General features: G+C 42.4%; 13 protein-coding genes. 2 read left to right on the top strand and 11 right to left on the bottom strand.

What is annotated here, in order from left to right; translation table 11 throughout:
• Nucleotides 1-81 precede the first annotated feature (81 nt).
• Nucleotides 82-1,026 carry a LysR family transcriptional regulator gene (locus tag H4O21_RS07070; protein WP_182808134.1) on the top strand — a complete coding sequence of 315 codons (945 nt, stop codon included), beginning with the start codon at nucleotides 82-84 and terminating at the stop codon, nucleotides 1,024-1,026.
• On the opposite strand, the gene H4O21_RS07075 is transcribed toward H4O21_RS07070, so the two are convergent.
• On the bottom strand, nucleotides 1,002-1,883 hold the full coding sequence (locus H4O21_RS07075; protein ID WP_182808135.1) for a LysR family transcriptional regulator: 882 nt from the start codon (nucleotides 1,881-1,883) through the stop codon (nucleotides 1,002-1,004). The genes H4O21_RS07070 and H4O21_RS07075 overlap by 25 nt on opposite strands.
• 275 nt (nucleotides 1,884-2,158) lie before the next feature.
• Here H4O21_RS07075 and hppD point away from each other — a divergent pair, with 275 nt between their 5' ends.
• A complete protein-coding gene (hppD, locus tag H4O21_RS07080) occupies nucleotides 2,159-3,193 on the top strand; it encodes a 4-hydroxyphenylpyruvate dioxygenase (RefSeq protein WP_182808136.1) in 1,035 nt (344 codons plus the stop codon).
• A 177-nt stretch (nucleotides 3,194-3,370) separates the two neighbouring features.
• Here the strand turns inward: hppD and H4O21_RS07085 are convergent, their stop codons facing one another.
• From H4O21_RS07085 to H4O21_RS07130, 10 genes are all read right to left on the bottom strand, one after another.
• Entirely contained in the window at nucleotides 3,371-4,357 is a 987-nt protein-coding gene (locus H4O21_RS07085; RefSeq protein WP_182808137.1) for a diguanylate cyclase, read from the bottom strand.
• Complete coding sequence (locus tag H4O21_RS07090; RefSeq protein ID WP_182808138.1) at nucleotides 4,357-7,761, bottom strand: response regulator; 3,405 nt, start codon at nucleotides 7,759-7,761, stop codon at nucleotides 4,357-4,359. Before H4O21_RS07090 ends, H4O21_RS07085 begins: the two co-directional genes overlap by 1 nt.
• Nucleotides 7,762-7,927: 166 nt before the next feature.
• Entirely contained in the window at nucleotides 7,928-8,683 is a 756-nt protein-coding gene (locus H4O21_RS07095; RefSeq protein ID WP_182808139.1) for a substrate-binding periplasmic protein, read from the bottom strand.
• 471 nt (nucleotides 8,684-9,154) lie between these two features.
• The gene (locus tag H4O21_RS07100) at nucleotides 9,155-10,117 is read right to left on the bottom strand and encodes an FHA domain-containing protein (protein WP_182808140.1); all 963 of its coding nucleotides are present in this window, start codon (nucleotides 10,115-10,117) and stop codon (nucleotides 9,155-9,157) included.
• A gap of 206 nt (nucleotides 10,118-10,323) precedes the next feature.
• Nucleotides 10,324-11,244 (bottom strand): GGDEF domain-containing protein, encoded by a 921-nt coding sequence (locus tag H4O21_RS26155; RefSeq protein WP_182808141.1) that lies wholly within the window; start codon nucleotides 11,242-11,244, stop codon nucleotides 10,324-10,326.
• Between the two features lie 428 nt (nucleotides 11,245-11,672).
• The gene (locus H4O21_RS07110; RefSeq protein WP_182808142.1) at nucleotides 11,673-13,673 is read right to left on the bottom strand and encodes a YcaO-like family protein; all 2,001 of its coding nucleotides are present in this window, start codon (nucleotides 13,671-13,673) and stop codon (nucleotides 11,673-11,675) included.
• Between the two features lie 84 nt (nucleotides 13,674-13,757).
• Nucleotides 13,758-14,510 (bottom strand): hypothetical protein, encoded by a 753-nt coding sequence (locus H4O21_RS07115; protein ID WP_182808143.1) that lies wholly within the window; start codon nucleotides 14,508-14,510, stop codon nucleotides 13,758-13,760.
• Nucleotides 14,511-14,512: 2 nt separating this feature from the next.
• Nucleotides 14,513-18,634 (bottom strand): TOMM system kinase/cyclase fusion protein, encoded by a 4,122-nt coding sequence (locus H4O21_RS07120; protein WP_182808144.1) that lies wholly within the window; start codon nucleotides 18,632-18,634, stop codon nucleotides 14,513-14,515.
• Nucleotides 18,635-19,098: 464 nt separating this feature from the next.
• On the bottom strand, nucleotides 19,099-22,248 hold the full coding sequence (locus H4O21_RS07125) for a hybrid sensor histidine kinase/response regulator (protein ID WP_182808145.1): 3,150 nt from the start codon (nucleotides 22,246-22,248) through the stop codon (nucleotides 19,099-19,101).
• 195 nt (nucleotides 22,249-22,443) lie between these two features.
• Nucleotides 22,444-23,574: a GGDEF domain-containing protein gene (locus H4O21_RS07130; RefSeq protein WP_182808146.1), complete on the bottom strand. Its 1,131-nt coding sequence runs from the start codon at nucleotides 23,572-23,574 to the stop codon at nucleotides 22,444-22,446.
• Between the last annotated feature and the right edge of the window lie 96 nt (nucleotides 23,575-23,670).

Here is a 23,670-nt window from a genome sequence, read left to right on the forward strand (position 1 = left end):
TTAAATTCATTATATAAATTAACCCTATGACTCAGAGTCATTCTTAAACTTCAGGCTCTTTATGTCTGAAAAGAGAGACGTATGGATATCACCCATCTGAAACAATCTGACCTGAATGCTCTGGTGACACTGAAAGTTCTGCTGGATGAAAAACATGTTACGCATACTGCAGATAAACTCAATCTGACTCAGTCAGCTGTCAGCCGGACTCTGGCTCGACTCAGAACAATGTTTGATGACCCTTTGCTGGTTAAGTCTGGTAAACATCTGGCTCTGACCACGAAGGCTGAACGCATTCAGCCACAGTTGAATCAGATACTGGAAAACATCAGTGAATTGTTATTGCCAGAAGCATTCAGCGCTTCAACCCATAAAGGCAACATACGTATAGCAACGACAGATTATGGCAGCCACAGTATCCTGCCTCGTCTGGTTCCACTGTTGAATGATGCCGCTCCCGGGATTACGCTGACAGCAGTAGACTGGCGTTCAAATCTGCTGACTGAACTGGAAGAAAATAAAGTTGATCTAATTATTGGCGGTGCCGCAGAACCTCCTGCTGATATCTATCAGCGAGTTGTCGCACATGATCATTTTCTGGCTCTGGTCAGACTGGGTCATCCTTGTGACAGAGTACTGACACTGGATGATTATCTGCAGCTGAACCACGTTATGATCAGCCCGACAGGTAGTGGCAACAGTGAAATCGATACTGTTCTTGCCCGGCAGGGATTAACCCGTAATGTCGCTGTCAGAGTGCCTCACTTTTTTGCTGCTCTGGAAATTATTGCCCGTACTGATTTTATGATTCTGCTGCCAGCTAATTTTATTCGTCGCTATGTTGATCCGGAAAAGTTTGCCATTCTGGAGGTGCCTTTTTCCTTACCTGATTTTGAAATTGCTATGTTCTGGCATGCAAGAATGCACCATGATCCCCTGCATAAATGGTTTCGGGATTTTGTTTATCAGAGTATTTACAGTCACCCCAGGTTTCTGGAGCGTCAGCCAAAACGCTCTAATAACTGATCGGATAACCACTGACCGGCGCGTCCCAGAGGCCGGTCCCTTCTGCGAACCAGAACCGGCGTATATAAATGACGGGAACCTCCCTGATAATCCAGTTCCTTCAGTTGTCCCCCGTTCAATTGCTGGCATATTTTATCCAGTGGCATCCAGCCATAACCCAGGCCTATAGCGATGGCTTCCAGTTTAGCCCTGAAATCACTCAGATAAAAAACTCTTTCGCCACCAAAAGTTTGCCAGCCACCATAAGCCTTGTTATAGCTGGAATCATGGACCGTCAGTTCTACATGCTGCTGTAGCGTGTCCAGAGTGATATTACGCATGTCCGCCAGTTCATGTTCTGCCGATACCACAAGAACGGTTTCAACCGGGTGCAGGGCATGGACCAGCAGCTGGTTATCAGGTTCATATTCCAGTGCCAGCATTAACTCTGCATTATCCTGCTCAAAACGCTGCTGTACACCTCCCAGATATTCAACTCTTAACTGGATATGGGTTGGAATATTCAGCTCAACCATCTCTTTTAACACCCCAAGCATCTCTTCTCCGGGCATCATGCCATCAACGACTAATTCCAGTCGTGGCTCCCAGCCTGCTGAAAACTGGTCTACCAGAGCAGATACATGCCGGGCCTGATGGAGTAAACGTTCACCCTCTGCCAGAATACGTTCACCAACAGGAGTCAGCTCTGCCCGGTAAGCTGAACGATCAAATAAATCAGTCCCTAATCGCTGTTCCAGTTTCTGAATCTGATAACTGACAGCAGACTGAGTTTTATTCAGCTTTTCAGCCGCTTTTGCAAAACTACCCTCAGCAACGACAGCTGACAGTACCCGCAAGCTTTCAAGATCAATGGCCATCTGTTTCTCCTGTCACTTATCTTTTACGTGTCAGTGCTTATTGCACAGCTGAATCTCATATTGTATCAGTCTAATCATAATCTCTATCTAAAATATTGATCATGTTAATCACTTTATTCCGCTTTTTTTTGATCATTAAAGATCTTAACTTTAATAGCACATTGATCTGAATCATCAGATACAGATAGTCAGTTAAGACATAAGTAATAAGTGCAGTTTTAAAGCCCGCTGAGTGGCTTTGCTAAGCTTAAATAAAAAGAACAGAGGAGCTTGTTATGAGTCAGAATCCATTAGGCCTGCGTGGCATTGAGTTTACCGAGTTTGCCAGCCCGGATACGGATTTCATGCATGATGTTTTCGGTGCATTCGGCTTTTCAAAGCTCAAGCGTCATGCTGATAAAGATATTCTCTACTATAATCAGCGTGATATTCATTTCTTATTGAACAGAGAGAAGAAAGGCTTCTCAGCTGAGTTTGCTAAATCTCACGGACCGGCGATCTGCTCTATGGGCTGGCGCGTTGATAATGCAGAAGAGGCTCAGGCAGAAGCAGTACGTCGTGGGGCAACAGCTGCGGCTCCGGAAGATACAGATCTGCCTTATCCTGCTATTTACGGCATTGGTGACAGTCTGATTTATCTGATTGACCATTTTGGTGAGAAGGGAAGCATCTACGATAAAGATTTTATCGATCTGGAAGAGAAAAATATCGTTCCGGATCTGGGCTTTATCGAGATCGACCATCTGACTAATAATGTTTATAAGGGTACGATGCAGAAATGGGCCGACTTCTATAAAGACGTATTTGGCTTTGAGGAAGTGCGCTATTTTGATATTAAGGGTCAGAAAACAGCGTTACTGTCTTATGCCCTGCGTTCTCCGGATGGTAGCTTCTGCATCCCTATCAATGAAGGTAAAGACGACAATAATAATCAGATTGATGAATATCTGAATGAGTACAATGGTCCGGGTGTTCAGCATATCGCTTTCCGTAGCGATGATTTGCTGGAGTCTCTGGATAAACTGGACCGCTCAGTAATTGATACTCTTGATATTCATGATGATTACTATGAATCAGTCTTTGAGCGCGTACCGGGAGTGACTGAAGACCCGGCTCGAATCAAGGATCATCAGGTGCTGGTCGATGGTGATGAGCAGGGGTACTTATTGCAAATTTTCACTAAAAACCTGTTTGGCCCTATTTTCATCGAACTGATTCAGCGTAAAGAGAATCTGGGTTTCGGAGAAGGTAATTTCCAGGCTTTGTTTGAGTCCATTGAGCGAGATCAGGAGCGCCGCGGAGTCATCTGATCCGTCAATTATGGCTTGATAGCCAGAAATACTCTCTTCAGGTCTTTGCTTCCCCCTGGCAAAGGCCTGTTTTATTGATGAAAAAGAATATACTGTATTCTGCCAGCCAAAAAATACCGCTGACTTTCCTTTGAATGTCAGCGGTATTTTTATATATAAGTTCCTGCTATGGGTTCTTTATGCCGAGCCAGACGCAATCTGTTGTTTAATGGATTCTCTGAGTACTGGCACTACGCACCGGCAGAAGCCATTACGTCCTTCTTTCTTCACTTTATACAGCATCTCATCAGCCGCTTTCATTAATACTGACGAATCCAGATCAGTCTCAACATTTTTATCTACGGCATCCTGATGAACCAGGGTGGCAGCTCCAATACTGAGAGTAACCTGCTCTGCAACAGTGGAATGCATATGCTCAAGACAGAGGTATTCCACATTTCTCAGAATCCGACGGATAACAGACACCGTGTTCTGAGCATCACTGTCAAATAACACAACAACAAATTCATCTCCGCCATATCTGGCAACAAAATCACCAGGGCGAGTCAGAGCATCACTAATACCTGAAGCGACTGCGGTCAGACACTTATCGCCTGCCGTATGACCATAATTATCGTTATATTCTTTAAAATGATCGACATCCAGCATAATCAGGGAAAGAGGCTTTTCTATTGCCAGCGACTGGCTCCACTCTTTTTCCAGCACTTCATCCAGTTTCTTTCTGTTTGCTACACGGGTCAACGGATCCTGAGCAACCAGCTGTTCCAGGATATCTGTTTTTCGTTTCAGCTCAACGTGGGTATTAACCCGTGCTTTTACAACTCTGGCGTTAAAAGGCTTAGTAATATAGTCTACTGCTCCAAGACGAAATGCCCTGGTTTCATCCAGAGGGCTGCTGAGAGCAGAGACAAAAATCACCGGAATACCTGATGTCTCTTCTTCACTTTTCAGATGCTTACAGACGGTATAACCACTGACATCCGGCATAACAACATCCAGCAGAATCAGATCAGGTTTAATTTTTCTCGCCATTCTCAGAGCCTGAGCTCCATAGCGAGTAGCAGCAACCTGATAATCCTGTTCAAGTAAAGATACCAGAATATCAATATTCTCCGGGGCATCATCTACTATGAGAATACGTGGTTTTTTTTCATTCAGAGTCATCAGATAACATCCCTATGGGATTCTGAGCATTTCTTTCGGAGCTGATTCAATACAACTTGTGCCTGCTCAGCATCATATTCCACAATAGCCTTTTTAAGTGCAAAGACCAGAGCATTCTGAGGTATAGCGGCTTCTAATTTTCCTGCCAGTTCCCGACTGGCAGTAATATCAGATTCCAGTACAATCTCCAGTTCATCTAGCAAAATATATGCCGATTCAGGCGGGAGTGCTTCATTTTCAATATTACCAGATGGTGGTGGATACATATCGGATAGTTCAGAAATAGAACTCAGAACCTGAGTTAACGCTGAATTCAACGAATCAGATAATGCTTTGTACGCCGCTATATCTCCATGATTCAGATACTGCTCGCTTTCATCTGCTTTCTTATACAGATCAGCAGCACCAATGTTCCCAGCCCCGCCTTTCAAACTATGCAGCAGATAACGCAGTTGCCCTGCGTCCTTGTTCTGTATTGCCTCTTCAGCCTTTTCAGCAAATGTTTTATGGTGGCTATAAAAAGTCATTAACACTTTCAGGTAAACATCAGAGTTATTTGCCACCCGGTCCAGCCCTTCAGATAACGTCAGGCCTGGCATACTTTCAGGTAAAGCTGATGGTACTTGTTTTCTACTTCCGCCTTGTGTCAGATCTGGCCTATCTTCCATTTTTTTCACCGCTGAATCCTTCTGATCTGCATCTGATTGCCGCTTGAGTCCCAGGCAATCAGCCATTGTCCGGTATAATATTGCCGGTTCTATCGGTTTACCGACATGACCGTTCATCCCCTCTTGTAAACACCGCTCTTTTTCCCCATCAAGTACATGAGCTGTCATCGCAATAACGGGAATATTCTGCCCATAGTGACCTGAGGCTCTGATATTACGAATAGCGGTATAACCGTCCATAACAGGCATCTGTAAATCCAGTAGTAAAATATCAAACTGGCAGTCGTCTTTGCCGGAGTCCGAGCACAGGTTAATAGCCTCCACGGCTTCCTGGCCATTGATGGCTTCAATAACCGTCGCTCCCTGAGCCTGAAGCAGTTCGCAAACAATCTGTCGATTAACCGGATTGTCTTCCGCCAGTAATACTCTGAGCCCCGGTAAAAATTCAGCTCCCGGATCTGTCTGAATGACAGACTGGCGAGTGCCAGAAGTCCAGGTATTATAATCAGGACGCGGTGAGGGTTTTCTGCTTTCTACGGCTGCAGGTGGCACCGCATTATTGCTACCTGAAACACGTTCTTCGTTAGAAGATAAAATGCTTCCAGCTTGAGCCGGGTCTCTGTTATGTCCCAGCTCAGAGTACAAGCTGGCTTCGTATTCGAGACTGGACAGATCGGTTTCTTTTGCTGGTTTGACAGACAGCATACCGGGAGACGTTTGCTGAGTGACTGATAGAATGGTATTAATTAGTACCGAAGGTGTAACCGGCTTAATAAGAAAGCCATCAATTCCTGATTGTAACGCTTTTTCTCTGACTTCTTCACGACCATATGCCGTTACAATAAAAATAGCAGGGCGAGCCCAGTCTGGATACGTATCCCGAATGCGTGCCGCAGTAGTGATACCATCCAGGCCTGGCATTTTCCAATCCATCAGAACCAGTTCATAAGGATCAGCATTCATGGAGTATCCCACTTTTTCTATTGCTTCATAGCCATCTCTTGCAATATCAACGATAGCACCGGCAGCCGCTAAGTGGTTGCGTAAAATGTTACGGGTCGTATTGTGATCATCAACCAGAAGAACTTTCATCGCATCCAGTTCATTATTTGAGAGTACATTCTGGTTCTCAATTTCGTCAGGCAAACCGAATGGCAACGTAAAGCTGAAGATGCTTCCCGCTCCCGGAGCACTGCTGACCTCAATATCCCCTCCCATCAGGTCAACCAGGTGTTTGCAGATAACCAGCCCCAATCCGGTCCCACCGTAACGGCGTGTAATAGAATCATCCGCTTGAGAAAATGGCTGAAACAATCTGGCTCTTTGCTCTGATGACATCCCTATACCGGTATCTTCTACGTAGAAACGAAGCAGAATAATCTGATCTTCTTCACTACGTTCAATCTGCTCAACTCCGGCTAAGACATGGCCTGTTTCAGTAAATTTGACAGCGTTAGAACACAGATTCAGCAGTATCTGTCCCAGGCGCAAAGGATCTCCAATAAGGCTGACGGGCACTTCCGTAGATACACTGAAGACAAATTCCAGTCCTTTCTCATCACAGCTACCGGATACCAGTACCGCAATATTATCCAGTACTTCATTCATATCGAATGATGTATGCTCAATCGTCATATGCCCGGATTCCATTTTTGAGAAATCAAGTACATCATTAATAATTCTGAGCAATGCACTGGCCGATTGATCAATTTTTTGCAAGTAATCCTGCTGTCTTTCTGTCAGTTCTGTCCTTAAAGCCAGTCCCGTTAAACCAATAATGGCGTTCATTGGTGTGCGTATTTCATGACTCATAGCAGCGACAAACTGAGTCTTGGCTTTTTGAGCCGCTTCACTGATCTCTTTTTCTCTGAGTTCTAACTCTTTTCTTCTGAGATCATTCAATAAGGAACGATCTCTCTTTACCATACGGTTGAAAGCCTGCTCCAGAGTTCTGAGTTCATTATCAGCATGCTCACATACGGTCAGAGTCTGGCTTTCTGACGTATCAAGTCGTACATGTTCAACTTCCTCTGTCAGGCGAGAGAGCGGTCTTTCCAGAATTTTGCGAATGAAATATAAAAATACCAGCCATAGAGCAGCGGTTTTAATAATGGAGTTAACCAGGATAAGAAAAAAGCCATACTGAACCCGCTCAAAAACCACAGCATCACTGGAATAGATAATGACTGACCCGAGAGGAACCAGACGACTGTCTCCCGGTGACAGATAAGAAACAGGAAAGCTATACCAGAAAGTATCAGAGATGAGACGACTCGTCCCTCCATCAGCATATCCCCACTTACCATCAAGGGCATTATTATCGGAAACTAAGTAATCGGACAGAGGAGTCGTATGGGAAGTGATTCTCCGCTCTGAAACATCTGAAGCATCAGTGCCTTTATCGGGAGCACGATAGGTTGTGATACCTTCTTCACGAACGATATTACCGGAATCGTCCACAATCTGGATGCCCACAACAGTGCTCACCTGCATAATGCCATGAGTAATAGATTGCAATAAAGGAATGTTATAGGACCAGAGCGCCCGTTCCAGGCCGGGTCTGAACGTTTCACTGACAGAAGCAACGTCTCTCTTTACATCTTCTTTTGCTCTTTGATATTCAAAGCTCAGTTGCACAATCGTAACGACCAGAGTAATCAGGAAATAAAACCCGAAAACATGCCGGAAGAGTGAGCTGGCAAGACTTTTCCGGTGCAGCAGATCTTTCCATCCCATTGCTTATCCTATCCTGATTCAGCAGAGGCTCAAATACATATTAAAAGGCAGTGAGGTTATGATTCAGAGTCTGCCTGTTTCCTGTTATTTTCTCCATCTCTGAACAGAAAACATTCTGTTACAGAAAAAATATATTTTTCTATGGCGGAGGTTGTGACAAAAGTAATTATCTCAATCCATTTAACGGATACCTCATATGGTATCTGTCATATATTGGTTTTAAATCTCCACTCTGATGTAATTTAATAATTCCCCGATTGTATGCAGACATAATTTTTAACCCCCTCTTCCCCGGCGGGGACACCATAAAGTACTGGCTATAACCCACATTTCTGACAACATAATCATTATAGACATCAGGTCTGGATTGAAGTGTTGTATTCAGAACCTTCTCATCGTCGATAAAGTAGCTGACACGTCCGGATAACAGCATATTAAGAGCCTGCTCCCGGCTATCAACAATTTCCACCAGATTACTTTCACTATTCAGGCCAATTTGTTCTGGCTGATAAGAACTTGCTACCACGATCCCGGACTTGAGTGAATCAATTCCTTTCCAGTCTGGCAATTTTTCACGGTGAAACAAAGCCTGAATTCTGGTTGTCGCAATGGGGTAATCAGAACGAAGATAGCCTTTTCGTATAGCAACACCAGCCGACACACCACCTGCAAAATCTGCTCTTCTGGTATCAATCAAATACAAACTTCTTGCAAATGGCATATATTCCTGCTGTACATCAAGGCCCTGTTGAGCAAATGCCATACGGACAACCGTATTATAAATGCCTGATCCATCAAAATCCGTAAACCCCTTCCACTCTTCTGTTACCCATAGTACAGATGAGTCACCTCTGGCAATGGCACTGAAGAAACTAATACAGAAAAAAAAGATGATTTTTTTTACAGGAACTTCTGCGTTCATTCACAGCCTCATGATGGAGAACCAGATGCCAGAATATCGGCACAACTCAGAAGCACGACAAGTGGCAAAACAGATAAAGAAATTTACTTGAAAAGCTGCCTTTATTCTCTCTCTGGACAGGACAGCATTAAAATTTTGTGTTCAGGTAAACAAAACCTGGCAATAAATATGTGCAACTATACGATATTAAGTAAAATAAAAGTCGGAAAGCCGACTTTTATTTTACTTGATATATTATGGTTTTTAGATGTAAATAAATCAGAAGTTAGTCCGGTAAAATGCCTGAGCAATGTCTTTGTGTAAGTACTTCAACGTAAATACTTATTTCCTCTACGGCCAGCGCCTGGGAGGCAAGGGCATAAATATCGGAAACTTTTTTGTGCAGGTGCTTAATTAAAGAACCGTATTCATCCGTTAAAGACTTATGACTATCGAGACACTTTGTTCAGGCATAATCCTCTGCATAGTCAATCACGCTTTTGCCTGATCTTCACTATTCACAGTGATGCGGGACCCTCCGATAATCTCAATATCGCAGTAAGCGAATCGCATTTCACGGGTTCTTCGTTCAATAGGTTGGGGTAACGCCATAGCTTTAGGTAATACACTGACCAGCTGTTTTCTGAAGCGATAAACCTGAATATTGATATGATTTTCGCTTTGACCCAGCATACGACTCAGATCTTCCTTGTCAATCCAGCCCTGTTCTGCTTCTGATACACCTGCTGTTTTGTCTTCAAGACGTTTACGGGCCAGCAGCAATAGCAGGTAGTGGTGATTGCGTTGTCCCAAATCATACTCTGCATCTCCCATCCGGAATTTCATCGAAACATGTTCTTCATTCTGACTGACATCAAAGAAAATGCCTAAAGGATGTGAGCTAGGTAGCTCTATGGCTTCCAGATGCTGGGTTTCTTCTGTCGCACGAGCTTCAATAAAACGCCATGTCTGCTCATTCGTTCCAACCAGGTCGCCTGATTTAAGAACAGAGATACCAACTGAGCTTTCACATACCCAATGACCATTCGGCGACATATAAAGAGTTACTTCCGGATTCTCTTCATCAGGCAGCACAGCCAGACTTTCCAGTTCAATCGTCTTAAGTCCTGGTGTTACAGGCACCAGTAAACTTTTTGGTGGACTGATATCATCCAGACACCAGTTATCACCATGAATATTGCCAAAACAAATCAGATCACCTTTATGTAATCGATGTTTGCTGCCTTTCAGAACCAGCTGACCATTCACAAAGGTCCCGTTACTACTGGAATCTTGCAGCAACCATTCTTCGCCATCCCAGAAAATGGTTGCATGCATACGAGAAGCATCCGCATTAATCAACACCGTATGTGATGAACTCGGATGACGACCAAATATATGCTGGATGAGTAAGGTGACTTGCTCATCCGTTGCTTTATTAATTAATTTACCCATAATCAATCCATCTGAAAACTTGTTGACAGCGAAATCGTATTAAATATGCAATTGCTAATGAATTACGAACAATTACGAAAGCATTTAATTTATTCTTATCCTGCCATTTATCATAACTCAGAACAGGCGCGTAAAAAGTTCATTTGAGCGATATTTTACACGCTTACCATCTGGATTACCTGCTTTTACAGCTAATCCGGATTCTGTTATCTGCCTTCTCTGATTTGCAGTAACGCATTGTCCGCCCTTTCAAATAGAGAGTACAGGCTATCTCCAGGCTGGTAACTGCTATAACCGATACTACAGTTAATGCCATACTGGACAAGGGAGCTATTGTTAGCCACAGCTAATCTTATTCTGGAAGACAAAAGGTGAGGCAGATCTTCTCCTTCTGCATGCACTAAAACTGTAAACTCATCACCACCAAAACGAAATGCCTCTGCGGTTTTATTACAACAACTGCGTAACACATCCGCAAAGCAGCTCAACACCAAATCACCAGTCTGATGACCGTGTTTGTCATTAATTCGCTTGAAATCATCCAGGTCCAGTATCAACAAAGAAAATCTTTTGCCTATACCTTTGCTTTGATATCTTGCCATCAGCTGCTGAAAGGCGTTTTCAAAACTATTTCGATTGGGTAACCCGGTCAGACTATCTGTCAGTGCCAATTGTTTCATCTCCTGGAATGCAACAGCATTTTTAAGAGGAAAAGTAAGCATCTGAGTAAGTTGATTCACCAGGCGTTTTTTAACCGGAGATAAAACCCATTCAAATTCCAGCATCAGGCAGCCATAAATATGCTCATCGTCTATTAATTCAATCTCCATGCTGAATATGCCCGGTACTCCTCGCTGATTTGTAAGTATATGCTTACTATTGCGAAAGCTTACATTACAGATGGGGAAATGCCTTTTCATTTCCAGTTCAAACTGAACCAGCACCGATTCAGGAGACAATGTCGTGCTCAAGCAGCGCATCATATTCAGGCAAGCAGCCTCAGAAGATTCTTTCCGATAGCCGGTATTCGGAAGAAGATCGGCATCATTTTTATCTGCGCATCTGCTCAGACTTACTACCCTATCATGGCATAGCAGACTATTTTCCATATCAGAGTTCTCTTTCACGTGCAGGCCTGGATAAGCTCTTTTCAAAACTGAAAGTGCTCCAGACAAATTTTTATATGTTTTATATGTTGATACCCCGGTCCCCGGCAAACTAGCCAAAGCAGACATGAGATAGTTCGCAACCACGGGAAAAGTCTAGGCAGGCAAAAGAGGTAATGATATTACTCTATATTACATAATCTAACATGGTATACACCACTGACTCTGCAATTACATGGGGTTATGAAAACACTGAGTGGATAACAATATCATTACAACTATTCAGAAATCATCCATAAAAATGAGACTGTTTCTCATTTCTATGGATGCCAGTATAAAGAGTGCAGGCAAAGCTTATTTTATAAGCAGATCAACATGAGTGCTTATTTCCTACCAGACCTGTGACCGTAGAAAAAAATGTATAAATCTCAAATTTTTTTATAAAGTTATTAAATTGTAATACTAAAAGGATTCAGTTCATTCTCTAAAAGTCTGGACTTTTTCCAGTTAAGTTTGACGGGAACATCATAAAGTCGCCCTGGCGCAGTTCTTCTCCAGAAATGCCTCAGGCCTGGCGCGATCATCTTGACTACAGGAAATTTTATGTCCTGAGGAGTCAAATCACAGGCTATCAATTCAACGCCACATAATTTCAGAGATTCGACAATGTATTGAACTATATTATCCTCACTATTCTGCAAAACATCGCTATATATTTTTTCTGCGTTAATTTGCTGGTCTTCGACCCCGAATAAATAGGCATGCTTGTCAATGCTTTCATTATCCAACCATTCATAGAACTTCTGATCACTTGTCTTTGAGCGTGCAGTGCTGACGATTGGGAGTAACTGGTTAAGCTCTATAATACTTCTCTCTATGGCTGTTTTATAATCAATATGAGCGCCAAAGCCATATAATATTTCTTTGCCTGTGCTTAAATTATAAGAAACGGAAACAAATACAGGTATTCCGATGTCTGTCGTAATATCTATTGTATAAATGGCTCGCTCTTGTTCAGTATAATAATTTACTATCTTATTGATGTAATCATTGTTTAGCAGACTTAAATTTACGCGAGGCCTGATAAGCATATTATACCACCAGATTGCAGCTGCATCTCGCTCAATAAGCTCTAAAGTACCTTGAATAACTGCTTCAGAGTAACTGTTGCCAGCAGAACAACCATTTGAGTCTGGATAAGCGTATGGATATGCATCTGATTCATATTGATATCTTGCATATACAACTTGTCCTGGCGCAAGACATATTTCTCTATGTGTCAAAGAGTATACTTCATGCCAGCAATACTCTGATTTATCATTAAAAGCTGCTGGTATAAGCTGATGGAAAGCAATACCTGAAATATCTTGCCCATTTCCTTTTTTATACTGGCTTTCGCTAAATAGTAAACATTGATCGGGACGAATACACCTGATGTCTGAATTTTCAAGACTGCCTTTATAGTGGTACATCTGTCCTTGATGAACCATTGAGTACCTCTCTACAGCCTCTGCTAAAGCTCCTGTTATTGCTTGCTCTTTACTTTTGCCTTTTCCGCCATTAGAAGAACGCAAATAGTTCTTTAACCAGAACCGGTCTCCTCCTGAAAAGGCGAGGTTTCTTCCAGAGGAGTAATTATGGACCAGGTCGCTATCTAATTTTTTATATGGCAGAACTTTAGGTATTATTCCCGCATAAGGATTAACCAGTGTCATTAGCCTTTCAATAGTTTTACTTAAAGGTACGGCACGATAACCATATTCAGGATAGATTTTTTCAGATTCTATTTTTTTAAATATATCTGCTTTGGTAAAATCAGGCTGGCATTTTTCACATCCAAAAAAAGAGGCTGGTTGATACAATTCCTGCTCTGACTTTTCAAGATTGAAGATGTATAATAGACCTTTTTTTGAAGTTTTAATGCTTTCTTTCAGGTTTGTTATTTCTGACTGGCTTATTGATCCCTGAGCTTTGCTTATACATCTTGACTTGTTACTGTGGACAATATTAAGTATAGGCCGATGTGCAAGTACTCGTCTGCGGAAACAGTCGATGCAGATAGTATCAGATTCAGAGAAATATAATAAAATATTTTCACTATAGCATGCGACAGATTTTACATGGCCGGATAATAATGTATCAAAGTAAGAAAAAGATATATCAGTTTCATTATCCAGGTTATAGCTTTTCAGGTCATCATCTGAAGCTATTTGTATTAGCTTTGCTGATAATAGTTTTGTTAAGCAGCTCATAATATTTTGAGCAGAAAACTGACTGGATGCTTCCTGTACCAGCATAGGGTAGCTATATTTATTCTGCGAGATCATTTTTATCAAAGATACAGCACAATCATTTTCAATCAGTACATCTTCTTCGAATGAAGATACAGCTACCCCGTAGCCTGTTACAAGGTAGTAGCTCTTCTTTTTATTCAGAGAAATAAATTCCATAAAAAAAGGGGAAAACCCCTCCCCCTTATCAGATACGACATCTGCACTATACCCTGCAGATGTCGCATATTGTAAATAGATAAATTATGACGTAAAGATAACCATTTGATTATCTTCATCATCACCAAGGTGGACTCGAGTCAGAATATCAAATGAAGCGCATGTATATGGCATCTCCAGATGCACGCTTTCTTCGTCGACTTTACCAGGAATATGGAAATCACCGCTGGCCTGTCCCTGGAAGTTTTTATCTTTAACCTGAACTCGCCCGGAGCTACGGGCGCCATCCAGTTCTTCTTCCCAGGTTATCTGGTTAGCACTGTTTTCGATCTTAACCGTTGCTTTGCGACCATCAATATCTGTACTGAATGTTAAAATTGGCCAGACAATATTCGGGTTCAGGGCCAGTTTTGCCGTTTTTGGAATTCTCATTCCGCAACCTACCCAGCGAACCAGAGCAACAACTTCATGGTTGCTGTCAGAGGATAAAGTATGAACTTCGTCAATCTCATGATCCAGAGAATCATCAGTCAGTACAATGCTACGAACACGACCTGATTCGACTTCTGTTACTTCATAGATAACCACCCCTGAAGTCAGAAAGTTACGAGTGTAATCTGTTGGAGTAACAGACCAGCTGCCAGACTCTGCATCATAAGATTCATTTGCAAAAAATGATCTAACTTTCGGTGATTCATTAAGATTCACCATCAGCTGAAACCATGTTCTGGTAATATTTTCAATGTTAACAATATTACTGTAGCTATAAGCTTCTACTACTTTAACATTATCGGTATTTTCAATTTTCAGCAAATCAGAAAATTTACTTTGTCCCATATTCACGACTCCATGATTTGTTTGCTTTTTTCCAACCAGATATTACCATCAGATAATTTTATTACATCTGAAAGCTCGCGTAGACGAGTTCTAAGCCCGATTACGTAGTTGCAGTCTAAACCGGATATTTCATCCAGAATATTACAGATCGTTACAACCTCCAGATATTGACTACCTGTCCTTTCTGCATATTCAAGAGAAAGGTTAAAATACTCCAGAGCGTCCGATAAATTACCAGAATCAGCATACTCCGCACGCCCTAACTCTCTCAGAGTAATTGCGACAACACAGATATCCCCTGAATCAACAGATCTTGTATAAGAGTCATGCATAATCTTTCTGGACTCAGAGTATCTTCCAAGTCGTAGCAAACTATCCGCAACCGGAGGTTCATACCAGGCAAGAATACCTGTCTGGCCTGAGCTTATATCCTCTTCAATAACTCTTAATCCGTTATCAACTTCAGCAGAGTACCAGCCTTCGTTTGAGTCAAAGTAGCGCTGAATCCACTCGCCTTCGAAAACCTCGGGGTTTGTCTGTCTGGCATAAGCGCACCATTCTTTCATGCCTTTCCGATCATTCAAGAGAAAGTAATAGCATGTACCCCATGTGTAGCCTGTAATAATACTGGCTTTATTATCTGTTTTTAGAGCGTACTCTAAGCAAAGATCTCTATATTTTTTTCCTGAGATCAGATCGCCAGTCATTACATCTATTGACATCTGGTTCCCTGCAGCCATTAAATAGGGATCAAAACCAAAATCAACATTTAAGTCAGTATCTTTTTCTGGGTCATATAGCTCCATTACCTCTTTCAGAAGAACAGATGCTTTATCAAAATCGCCATCAAAGAAATATGCTTGTCCAAGCATAGTTGCCAGCATAATTCTATTTACACGATTATTCTGACTTATATCAGAATTAAAAATCGCTTCCCCTCGTTGCCGGGCTTCTCTTCTATTTCCCTGGTAATGACAAAATGCAAACAAAACCCATTCAGATTTATATCGCAGTTCAACTAATTCATCCTGTGAAATTTCAGATGATCCTTCATCAGCAATACGTTCCAGTATAGAAAGATTTTCATTGGCCAGCTCTTTTAGCTTTTCATATCCCCACCCATATTTTTTGGTATATGAAGGAATTATTGTGCTATTAAGAATAAGGATAAGCCTGTCAGCAGAGCGTCCCTGGTAATTATGAGTCGAGATCCAATCTTGTATTTGCGCATATGACTCTACAGCTTCCATATTTAAAGAAAGTTTTGCTAGCCCTTTAATATGCTTTGTTCCCCAGGTAACGGCTTTTGCAGCTTTTTCTTTACCTGATAAATAATAGTGGTTTGCGACTAACCAGGGCTGAGTCTCGGATACATCTGGAAATTCATTCTCATAAGCCAGTGCGATTCGATGATGATAGTTGGTTTTGCCAGTCCCTGTAATTGAATCATATGCAGCATCTCTGACTAATGCATGCTTGAAAATATAGCTATCACCATCCACTCGTCTTTGTTGAAGAACAAGGTCCATAGAGACAAGCTCGTTCAGGTCATTCTGAATCTGACTTTCTGTTCGATCAGAAGATGCTACAAGCAACAAATAGTCAAACTCTCTGCCAATTGCAGCTGCTAATTGTGCGGTTTCCTTTGAATATATTAAGGAATCCAGCTTCTGATGCAGAGAGTCTCTTAACGTTTCCGGTACCTCATCGAGTTTATCCGGGCTGATAAAGTTATAAACACCATTCAGTTTATCTACCAGCCCCTTCTGATTAAGCATATCAACAAGTTCTTCAATAAACAGAGGAATACCATCTGTTCTCTGCTCGAGGATATCCTGAACCTGTTCACTGACAGGTTCATCATTAAATAAATTACAAATGAATGCTCTTGTTGACTCTTTCTGTAATTTATCAACTTTGACAGAGTCAAAACCAATAAGAGCCATATTTTCTGGTAAAGGTTTTCGGGAGGTGCAGACAAGGGAGTCATCACAATCTTTAAGTTTTATACCTAATGATGTTAAAAACTCCAGGCTCGTTGGGTCTGCCCAGTGTATGTCCTCAAAAATCAATAAATGGTGATCTTTCAGGCTATTACTTTTGTCCAGAAGCATGGCGGCCAGAAGAGTAAATAATAGTTCTCTCTGTGCATCCGGGGCTAAAGCTGAAGGCTCCATTTCATCAACCAGGGGCAGATTCAGCCAGGTAAATAAGATCGGTAATGCTGAAGCCGAATTTATTTCTGAAATATTACTAACAGCTTTAATCAGAACTTCTGCAGCCTGATCTGGTGGTAATGTATCTAATGTGTATTTGTAGCGGAGTAAGTTAAGCACTGGATACAGTGCATTATTCTTATGCTCAGGTAAACATTGAGTAACAAGATGCTGATAGCTTTTCGCTCTTTCACGCAATTCAAATACCAGCCTGGATTTACCTATTCCAGCTTCACCATATACATGGCTCAAATTGGCTTCAGAGCTATGTCTGCGGCATAAAATACCTGTTAATTGCCTTAACTCTGACTCTCTGCCGATAAACGCCAGATTTCTTCGGGTACTGCGCAAAAAGCCAAAAGCTTCAACCTGGCGTTCTCCAATCAGAGACCATGTAGGTATATTCTGTGCGTTTACACCGATAGTTTGAGTCTCTCTGGGTTCAAACTCAATATAAGCATCCAGCGTTTTTCGCGTGCTATCCGAACATAGCACCTGATCAGCCATAGCTAGCCGCGATAACTCTAATGCTGTATTTGGAGTATCACCCTCAGGTGTTGTGTCGGCATAAGTTGTAACCAGTCCCGTATGTATACCAACTCTGATCTCAGAGTGAACTTTCTGGCTATGTCTGAGCAAAGAGTTTCTTTTACTCATATCGCTCATCATATCCAGAGCTGCACGAGCGCATAAACGGGTGTCATTATCGCTAACCGTTGGGTAGCCAAAATAAAACAGCATGGTATCGCCTAAGGTTCCGACATGATAGGCCCCATAGCGAATAGCTGTATCAACACACAGGTTTTTCTGATCATGGTGCAGAGTATCGATAATATCTGCATCCTGATCATCCTGAGACACCTTACGGACCTTCAAACAGACAGCCATTGCTGTAAGCTGCTTGCGCTCTGTCAGCCCCGTGGAGGTATGGATATTTTCATTAATCTGAGTAAAGTCACTATCAAAATCATCTATAGAATCACTTTGCTCTGAGCCAAAATCATTAGCCAGATCTCCAACAAGATTGGAGAAGTTCATTTGTTTTAGTTCAGCAAATAACTCAGATGCTGTAACGGTCCTTTCATGAGTTTTTTTATGGAGCGCGCGGCGTAGAATTGAAGAAACAGGATGTGCTGCAATTGCAGCGGGAATAGGGACATTAGACTGACTGAGTTGTTTATGGAATACAGAAGCCAGGTTACCGCCCGAGACCGCAGGCTTACCAGTCAGGCATTCAATGAAAACCAGGCCCCACACATAAATATCTGTTTTTACAGTGGGTGGTTCGCCTCTTAGCTGTTCCGGTGCACTGTATGATGGAGTTCCAAGCGTTTCCTGAGATAACGTAATACTTTTGTAATCGAGTTGTCGTGCTTCATCCACCAGAGTGCCAATACCGAAGTCGAGCACTTTAACATGAGTCTTAACGCCAGTGCGGGATAGCATAATATTTGCAGGTTTGACATCTCTGTGAATCACACCCATTTCATGGGCATGAGCCAGTGCGTCCAGTACCTGAGACATGATATCTGCTGTTTCAACAGCGCTCAGATATCCCAGGTCAGAGATTGTTTCCTTAAGGGTTTTTCCATCAATATATTCAAAGACAGCATATAGCAAATTATTATTACAGCAGCCTTTATCCAGCAAGCGGACAATGTTAGGGTGTTGCAAACGACTACACAACTGTGTTTCTCTTTCAAAACGCTCTATATATCGCTTTTTTTTATCTTCTGCAAAATCAGTTTTCAGGGACAAAAATTTAATCGCAACAATCTGGCCTGTATTAACATGCTTTGCACGGTATACTGAACCAAACCCGCCTTCACCTATTTTTTGTTCTAATTTATATGTTGGCGAGTCAAAATGCGTAATAATTGCATCATGACTTACAGAAACAGTCGCCATAGTGTTGTTCCTTTATTATTTACTGATCAGCAGTTCATCTGTTGGTGATCAGAGATTATAGAGCACTACCAGAATTATTTTTTGCTCTGTACTAAGCTTTAGCAAATTGCGTCAAAACTATCTGATTAAGGCAACCATCTGAATATGAGCGAATTATTGCATAGTGAAATCAGATTTAGCCGGATCACGACTAATCCCTGTTACAATGACACAACTGAAAGCTAAAATTGTATCTACTGCGTCTCTCTGAGTCCGTAAAGAGTGTGTAAGATTACAATCGGGCAAGCTTAATCAGAGCTCATCGTGGTATCGACGATACCTCAGCCAAAGACAAGAGACAATGATAATTTTATTTTCATATAACTAACATCAGCTATGAGATAAAAACTAACACCAGTGCCTGACAAATGCACGGAAACAGGGGGGTGTGTTTGCAATCCAGAAACTCGCTTTAAGGAAGTAACTCACTCTTTTATAAGTAATATCAACTGCCTGAGAAGTTTGTCGGCCTCAAGAAAATCATACTGATTCAAAGCTGCACTGAGTCGAGCCAGGGTTGGGTGATAACCTATGCACTCTCGCAATTCAGAAACGGTATTGCGACAGCGAACGATATCTGTTTCCAGACAATCCTGTACGGCTGTGGCTAACTGCAGAGCTTTTTTTCTTCTGGATGAATCCAGTTCTTTTGTTTCATCCGGCGTTTCGTTTTCAAAAACCAGGTGATCCAGTCCCTGCATTAAATGATAAAACTCATCCTGAAATTCAGGCTGTGCGAAGGTATAGTCTTCTCTGTTGTTTAATTTCAGGCTGGTTTCAAGCTTCTCTATCAGGCTGCACAGATGTTCCGCTCCTATATTGGCAGAGCCTCCTTTTAATCTATGGTAATAAGCTGAAAGCTCCTTAATATTATTGTTACTGAACATATCTTCTGCGTGCTCGATAAATTCACTATGAGCTTTTCGGTATGTGTTCAGTACTTTTCGATAAATTTCCTGCTGTCCACCCACTCGGGACAGCCCCTTTCTGATATTCAGCCCATGTACATCCGGAAAATGATGTATCGCAGTGAATAGCCCTGGCTCATCGTCAGCAGGTGTATCCTTAGAGTACCCGGTAGACTGGTGAACTCGTGCGCTTTCAGACTCATGACTGACATTAACAACAGCGCCATCCTGATTCAGCAAATCAGTCTGACCTGTTGCGATCGCCAGCCATTTATTCAGGCAACGAAATAGCTCTCCGGGATTAACAGGTTTCCCCAGATGGTCATTCATACCGGCTTTCAGGCATTCCAGCTTCTCTTCTTCCAGTACATGAGCTGTCATGGCAACAACAGGCAGAGTCTCAGCATCTATTCCGGACTCTCGTATCATTCGAGTAGCTTTGTAACCGTCCATTACAGGCATCTGTAAATCCATCAGAATCATATCAAAACCGGGAGTATCCGGGTCCGCAACCAGATCAACGGCTTCTTGTCCATTTTCTGCAAATGCAACGGAGCAACCAGCTTGTTCAAGTATTTCTGCCAGCATCTCCTGATTAACAGGGTTATCTTCAACCAGCAGAATTTCCGTTCCGGTTAAAGCGGGGTTCAACCGGGTATTTAACACCGGCGGTGTTATATCCGGGGTGGAAAGATCCGCAAGCTGACGATTGATAACAGATACCAGGCGCTTCCGTGTCAGAGGCTTATTCAGAAAACCATCAACGCCTGCCATTAAGGCCTGCTCTTTCAATGCATACTGGCTGGATTCAGAGCATAACAATAAACAATGGATATCTTCAGTGTCAGGCAGTTGGCGTATACAGTCGATTGTTGCTATCCCGTCCAGATCTTTCATATTCTGATTTACAATAATCAGCTGCCATGAATCATCCTGTGTCATTGAGGACAGATACTTCAAAGCTGTTTCACCACTATTCACCCAGTCAAATTCCGCGGGCAGGTCTCTGAGTAACTGGCATATAGCCGTTCTGGACAAGTCGTGATCATCAACCAGTAAAATTCTCATGCCATGCAGAAGCCCGTTTAACAGGCACTGCTGACGCCCATCTGAAAGATCTTCTTCCAGCCGGACATTAAAATTAAATGAACTCCCTTTGCCGGGTTCACTGATTACAGAGATATCTCCCCCCATGAGTGTCACTAGTTCCTTACAGATAGCCAGCCCCAATCCTGTCCCTCCGTAGCGCCGGGTAATCGAGTCATCGGCCTGGGAGAAAGACTGAAATAACCGATTGATCTGCTCGCCTGTCATACCAATACCCGTATCTTCTACCGCGCAAAAAAGACGAATACCATTTTCCTGACACCGTGCCACTTTGACACTGACCATAATGTAACCATGGTCGGTAAATTTTATAGCATTCGCAATGAGGTTCAGTAATATCTGTTCCAGTCGAAGAGGGTCACCAATCAGATGCTCAGGTACATCAGGCGGAAGATTAAAAATCAGTTCAAGATTCTTATCGTCACATGCTGCAGCAATTACAGCTGTCACATTTTCCAGCAGATCAGATAGCAGAAATGATGTTTTTTCTATCGGCATCTTTCCAGACTCAATTTTCGAGTAGTCAAGAATGTCGTTAATAATCCGTAGCAGAGCATTGGCTGAGTGGTCAATTTTCCCCAGATAGTCTTTCTGCTTTCCGGTCAGGTCTGTTTTCAGAGTAAGCTCTGTAAAACCAATAATTGCATTCATGGGGGTGCGTATTTCATGGCTCATTGCAGCCAGGAACTGGTTTCTGGCTTTGCTGGATGCTTCAGCAATAGCCTCCTGCTGATCGGCTTCTTTTGACCGATAGAAGTCGCAGGCCTGACGGTAGTTCCGGGCCATCATTTCATTTAACGCCTGGTTCAGGTGATGGAACTCCGGGCATAAACGGAGCTGATCATCAGATTGGAGCTGTAGTAATAAATCAGGTTCATTCAGTTGTGATGGAGTGTGTCTGGCCGGAGTAAAGGTCAGATCACGTACCTGTATTGCCAGATGTTTCAGAGGTGCAGAAATATAGTTGCGTAAAAAAAGATATAGTACTAATGCAATTAACAGACTCTTGAACAGAATCGTCAGCACAGCATTCTGCCAGAACCCCATATGTTCCAGAATATGCAGCCGGTCCGTGATCAGCAATACATAAAAATCACTTTGTTGCAGATTAAACTGGAATATCACTGGATCTCCAGCCAGCAGGCTATGCTGATGAAGGGGGGCAGATTGTTGAATAGTAACAGACTGGTGAGTTAAAGATATTCTGGTATTAGTATCATCTGTATGGAGGTGAAAGTTATTGCCGGGCTTGAAATGGCTGAAAAAAAACGCATCACCCCTTTTAAGCTGTATTCCGATTATATCCGGAGAAATCAGTATCTGGTCGGCTATTTCCTGAAGTTTATCTTTATCATCAGCAATAAGCGCACGATGCAGCGGTTGTTCAAACACCCTGAACAAGACCTGAGATTCATCTTCAATATGCTGTTTCTGGCTGAAATACTCTGCCAGCAATTGACTTCCCCCCAGTACAACAACCAGTACTAAATACCAGAGAAATACAGTCCTGAAGAAAGGATCTGTATTGTAAATGCGATGGAGAAAACCTGTTCGCTTCATATTTCTCTCTGAATTTATTTGAGCTGAAAGTCGCTGAGCATATCCATATTCCAACACCTGAGAGTACAGGAAAGCTCCTGATGTCTGTCTGCTTGAGTAAATACTCTGGTATATCAGGATAAAAAGAGGAATATCAATTACTTTTTATTACCAGAAAAACAATAATCTTTCACCTGGCAATTTCACCCGGCAATTTTAATCGGCGGTAACAGAGGTATCCAGCAAGCTGAATATTTCTGATCGATTCCTGTCACGACTTTTTGCCTTATACAGTGCACTATCTGCTTTTCTGTACAAAGATGATTCATCGTCTTCAGAATAATTAGCAATCCCCATGCTGACAGTCACGTGCTCTGAGACAGGAGAGTCCGGATGAGTAATGGCCTCCTCCATCAGGGCTTCACGAATCATCTCTGCTAACTGACTTGCCTGCTTACTATTGCTACCGGGCAGTATCAGAGCAAACTCTTCTCCACCAATACGAGCGACGGTATCAACGGCTCTCTGAGACTGGGAGGCCAGTACTGCAGCCACTTTTTTCAGACACAGATCCCCTTTCGGATGTCCCAGGCTATCGTTATATTGCTTGAAGTGGTCAATATCCAGAATGATCAGAGACAAAGGCGTATGGAATCGATCCGCATTTTTTAAATTATCTCTCAGGGTTTCATTAAAACCCTTACGATTTATTAACCCGGTCAGGGTATCGGTATAGCTCATTTCTCTGAGTTCTGATATAAGCAGGTCGTTTTCAATCTGCTTTTGTAGCAGCTGGTTATACAGCCTGCGTAGCGTGCAAGTCATTAATAAAATCAGAATCGGAAATTTAACCAGAGAGATCAGTTGATCAATCAGTACCAGCCTATCATCATTAAGTAAAAACCAGGCATACCCGCTTATCAGTATACCGATTGCCAGTAACAACAGGGAGTAACGGCTGTACCATCCGATTAGCACACTGAAAAAACCGATCAGCACGACTTTTTCTGCAGCCTGACGATTATCCCAAAGATCAAAAATGCTCCAGGCCAGTGCCAGCCAGAACATCGCTATCATTGTTGACGCCAGCATCCAGAATAAGGTTTGACGTTTTTGATTTCTATACCCCTGCATCAGCATACCTGCACCGGTCAGCAGCAAAACAGGCGGCAAGAAATGAAAAACAGACAGGCCGATGGCTTCTTTCTCGTACCGTAACAGAAAACTCAGGACAATAGCCAGAATCAGAGTGCCGGAAGCCAGTATCCAGATATTACCATGAGTGATTGTCTGTTTTTGCATCTCAGAGATTGATGAAATCTCAGAATGGGGACCTGCATCAGACATTTATTAAATCCCTGAAAGTTAATTAAAGAAAACCAGTATAAGGTTGTATAAAGCTAAAAAGACTCAGGCCAGAAAAAGCAGTAGGTGCGGTCTGTC

It is taken from the genome of Oceanospirillum sediminis (assembly GCF_014164585.1).
In the GTDB taxonomy this organism is placed as follows: domain Bacteria; phylum Pseudomonadota; class Gammaproteobacteria; order Pseudomonadales; family Halomonadaceae; genus Oceanospirillum; species Oceanospirillum sediminis.

Excerpts from the sequence above, each read along its gene's own strand:
- H4O21_RS07100 (WP_182808140.1), bottom strand. The coding sequence starts at position 10,117 with ATGGGTAAATTAATTAATAAAGCAACGGATGAGCAAGTCACCTTACTC.
- H4O21_RS07115 (WP_182808143.1), bottom strand. The coding sequence starts at position 14,510 with ATGGGACAAAGTAAATTTTCTGATTTGCTGAAAATTGAAAATACCGAT.
- H4O21_RS07130 (WP_182808146.1), bottom strand. The coding sequence starts at position 23,574 with ATGTCTGATGCAGGTCCCCATTCTGAGATTTCATCAATCTCTGAGATG.
- H4O21_RS07095 (WP_182808139.1), bottom strand. The coding sequence starts at position 8,683 with ATGAACGCAGAAGTTCCTGTAAAAAAAATCATCTTTTTTTTCTGTATT.
- H4O21_RS07085 (WP_182808137.1), bottom strand. The coding sequence starts at position 4,357 with ATGACTCTGAATGAAAAAAAACCACGTATTCTCATAGTAGATGATGCC.
- H4O21_RS07070 (WP_182808134.1), top strand. The coding sequence starts at position 82 with ATGGATATCACCCATCTGAAACAATCTGACCTGAATGCTCTGGTGACA.
- H4O21_RS07090 (WP_182808138.1), bottom strand. The coding sequence starts at position 7,761 with ATGGGATGGAAAGATCTGCTGCACCGGAAAAGTCTTGCCAGCTCACTC.
- H4O21_RS07110 (WP_182808142.1), bottom strand. The coding sequence starts at position 13,673 with ATGGAATTTATTTCTCTGAATAAAAAGAAGAGCTACTACCTTGTAACA.
- hppD (WP_182808136.1), top strand. The coding sequence starts at position 2,159 with ATGAGTCAGAATCCATTAGGCCTGCGTGGCATTGAGTTTACCGAGTTT.
- H4O21_RS07120 (WP_182808144.1), bottom strand. The coding sequence starts at position 18,634 with ATGGCGACTGTTTCTGTAAGTCATGATGCAATTATTACGCATTTTGAC.
- H4O21_RS07075 (WP_182808135.1), bottom strand. The coding sequence starts at position 1,883 with ATGGCCATTGATCTTGAAAGCTTGCGGGTACTGTCAGCTGTCGTTGCT.
- H4O21_RS07125 (WP_182808145.1), bottom strand. The coding sequence starts at position 22,248 with ATGAAGCGAACAGGTTTTCTCCATCGCATTTACAATACAGATCCTTTC.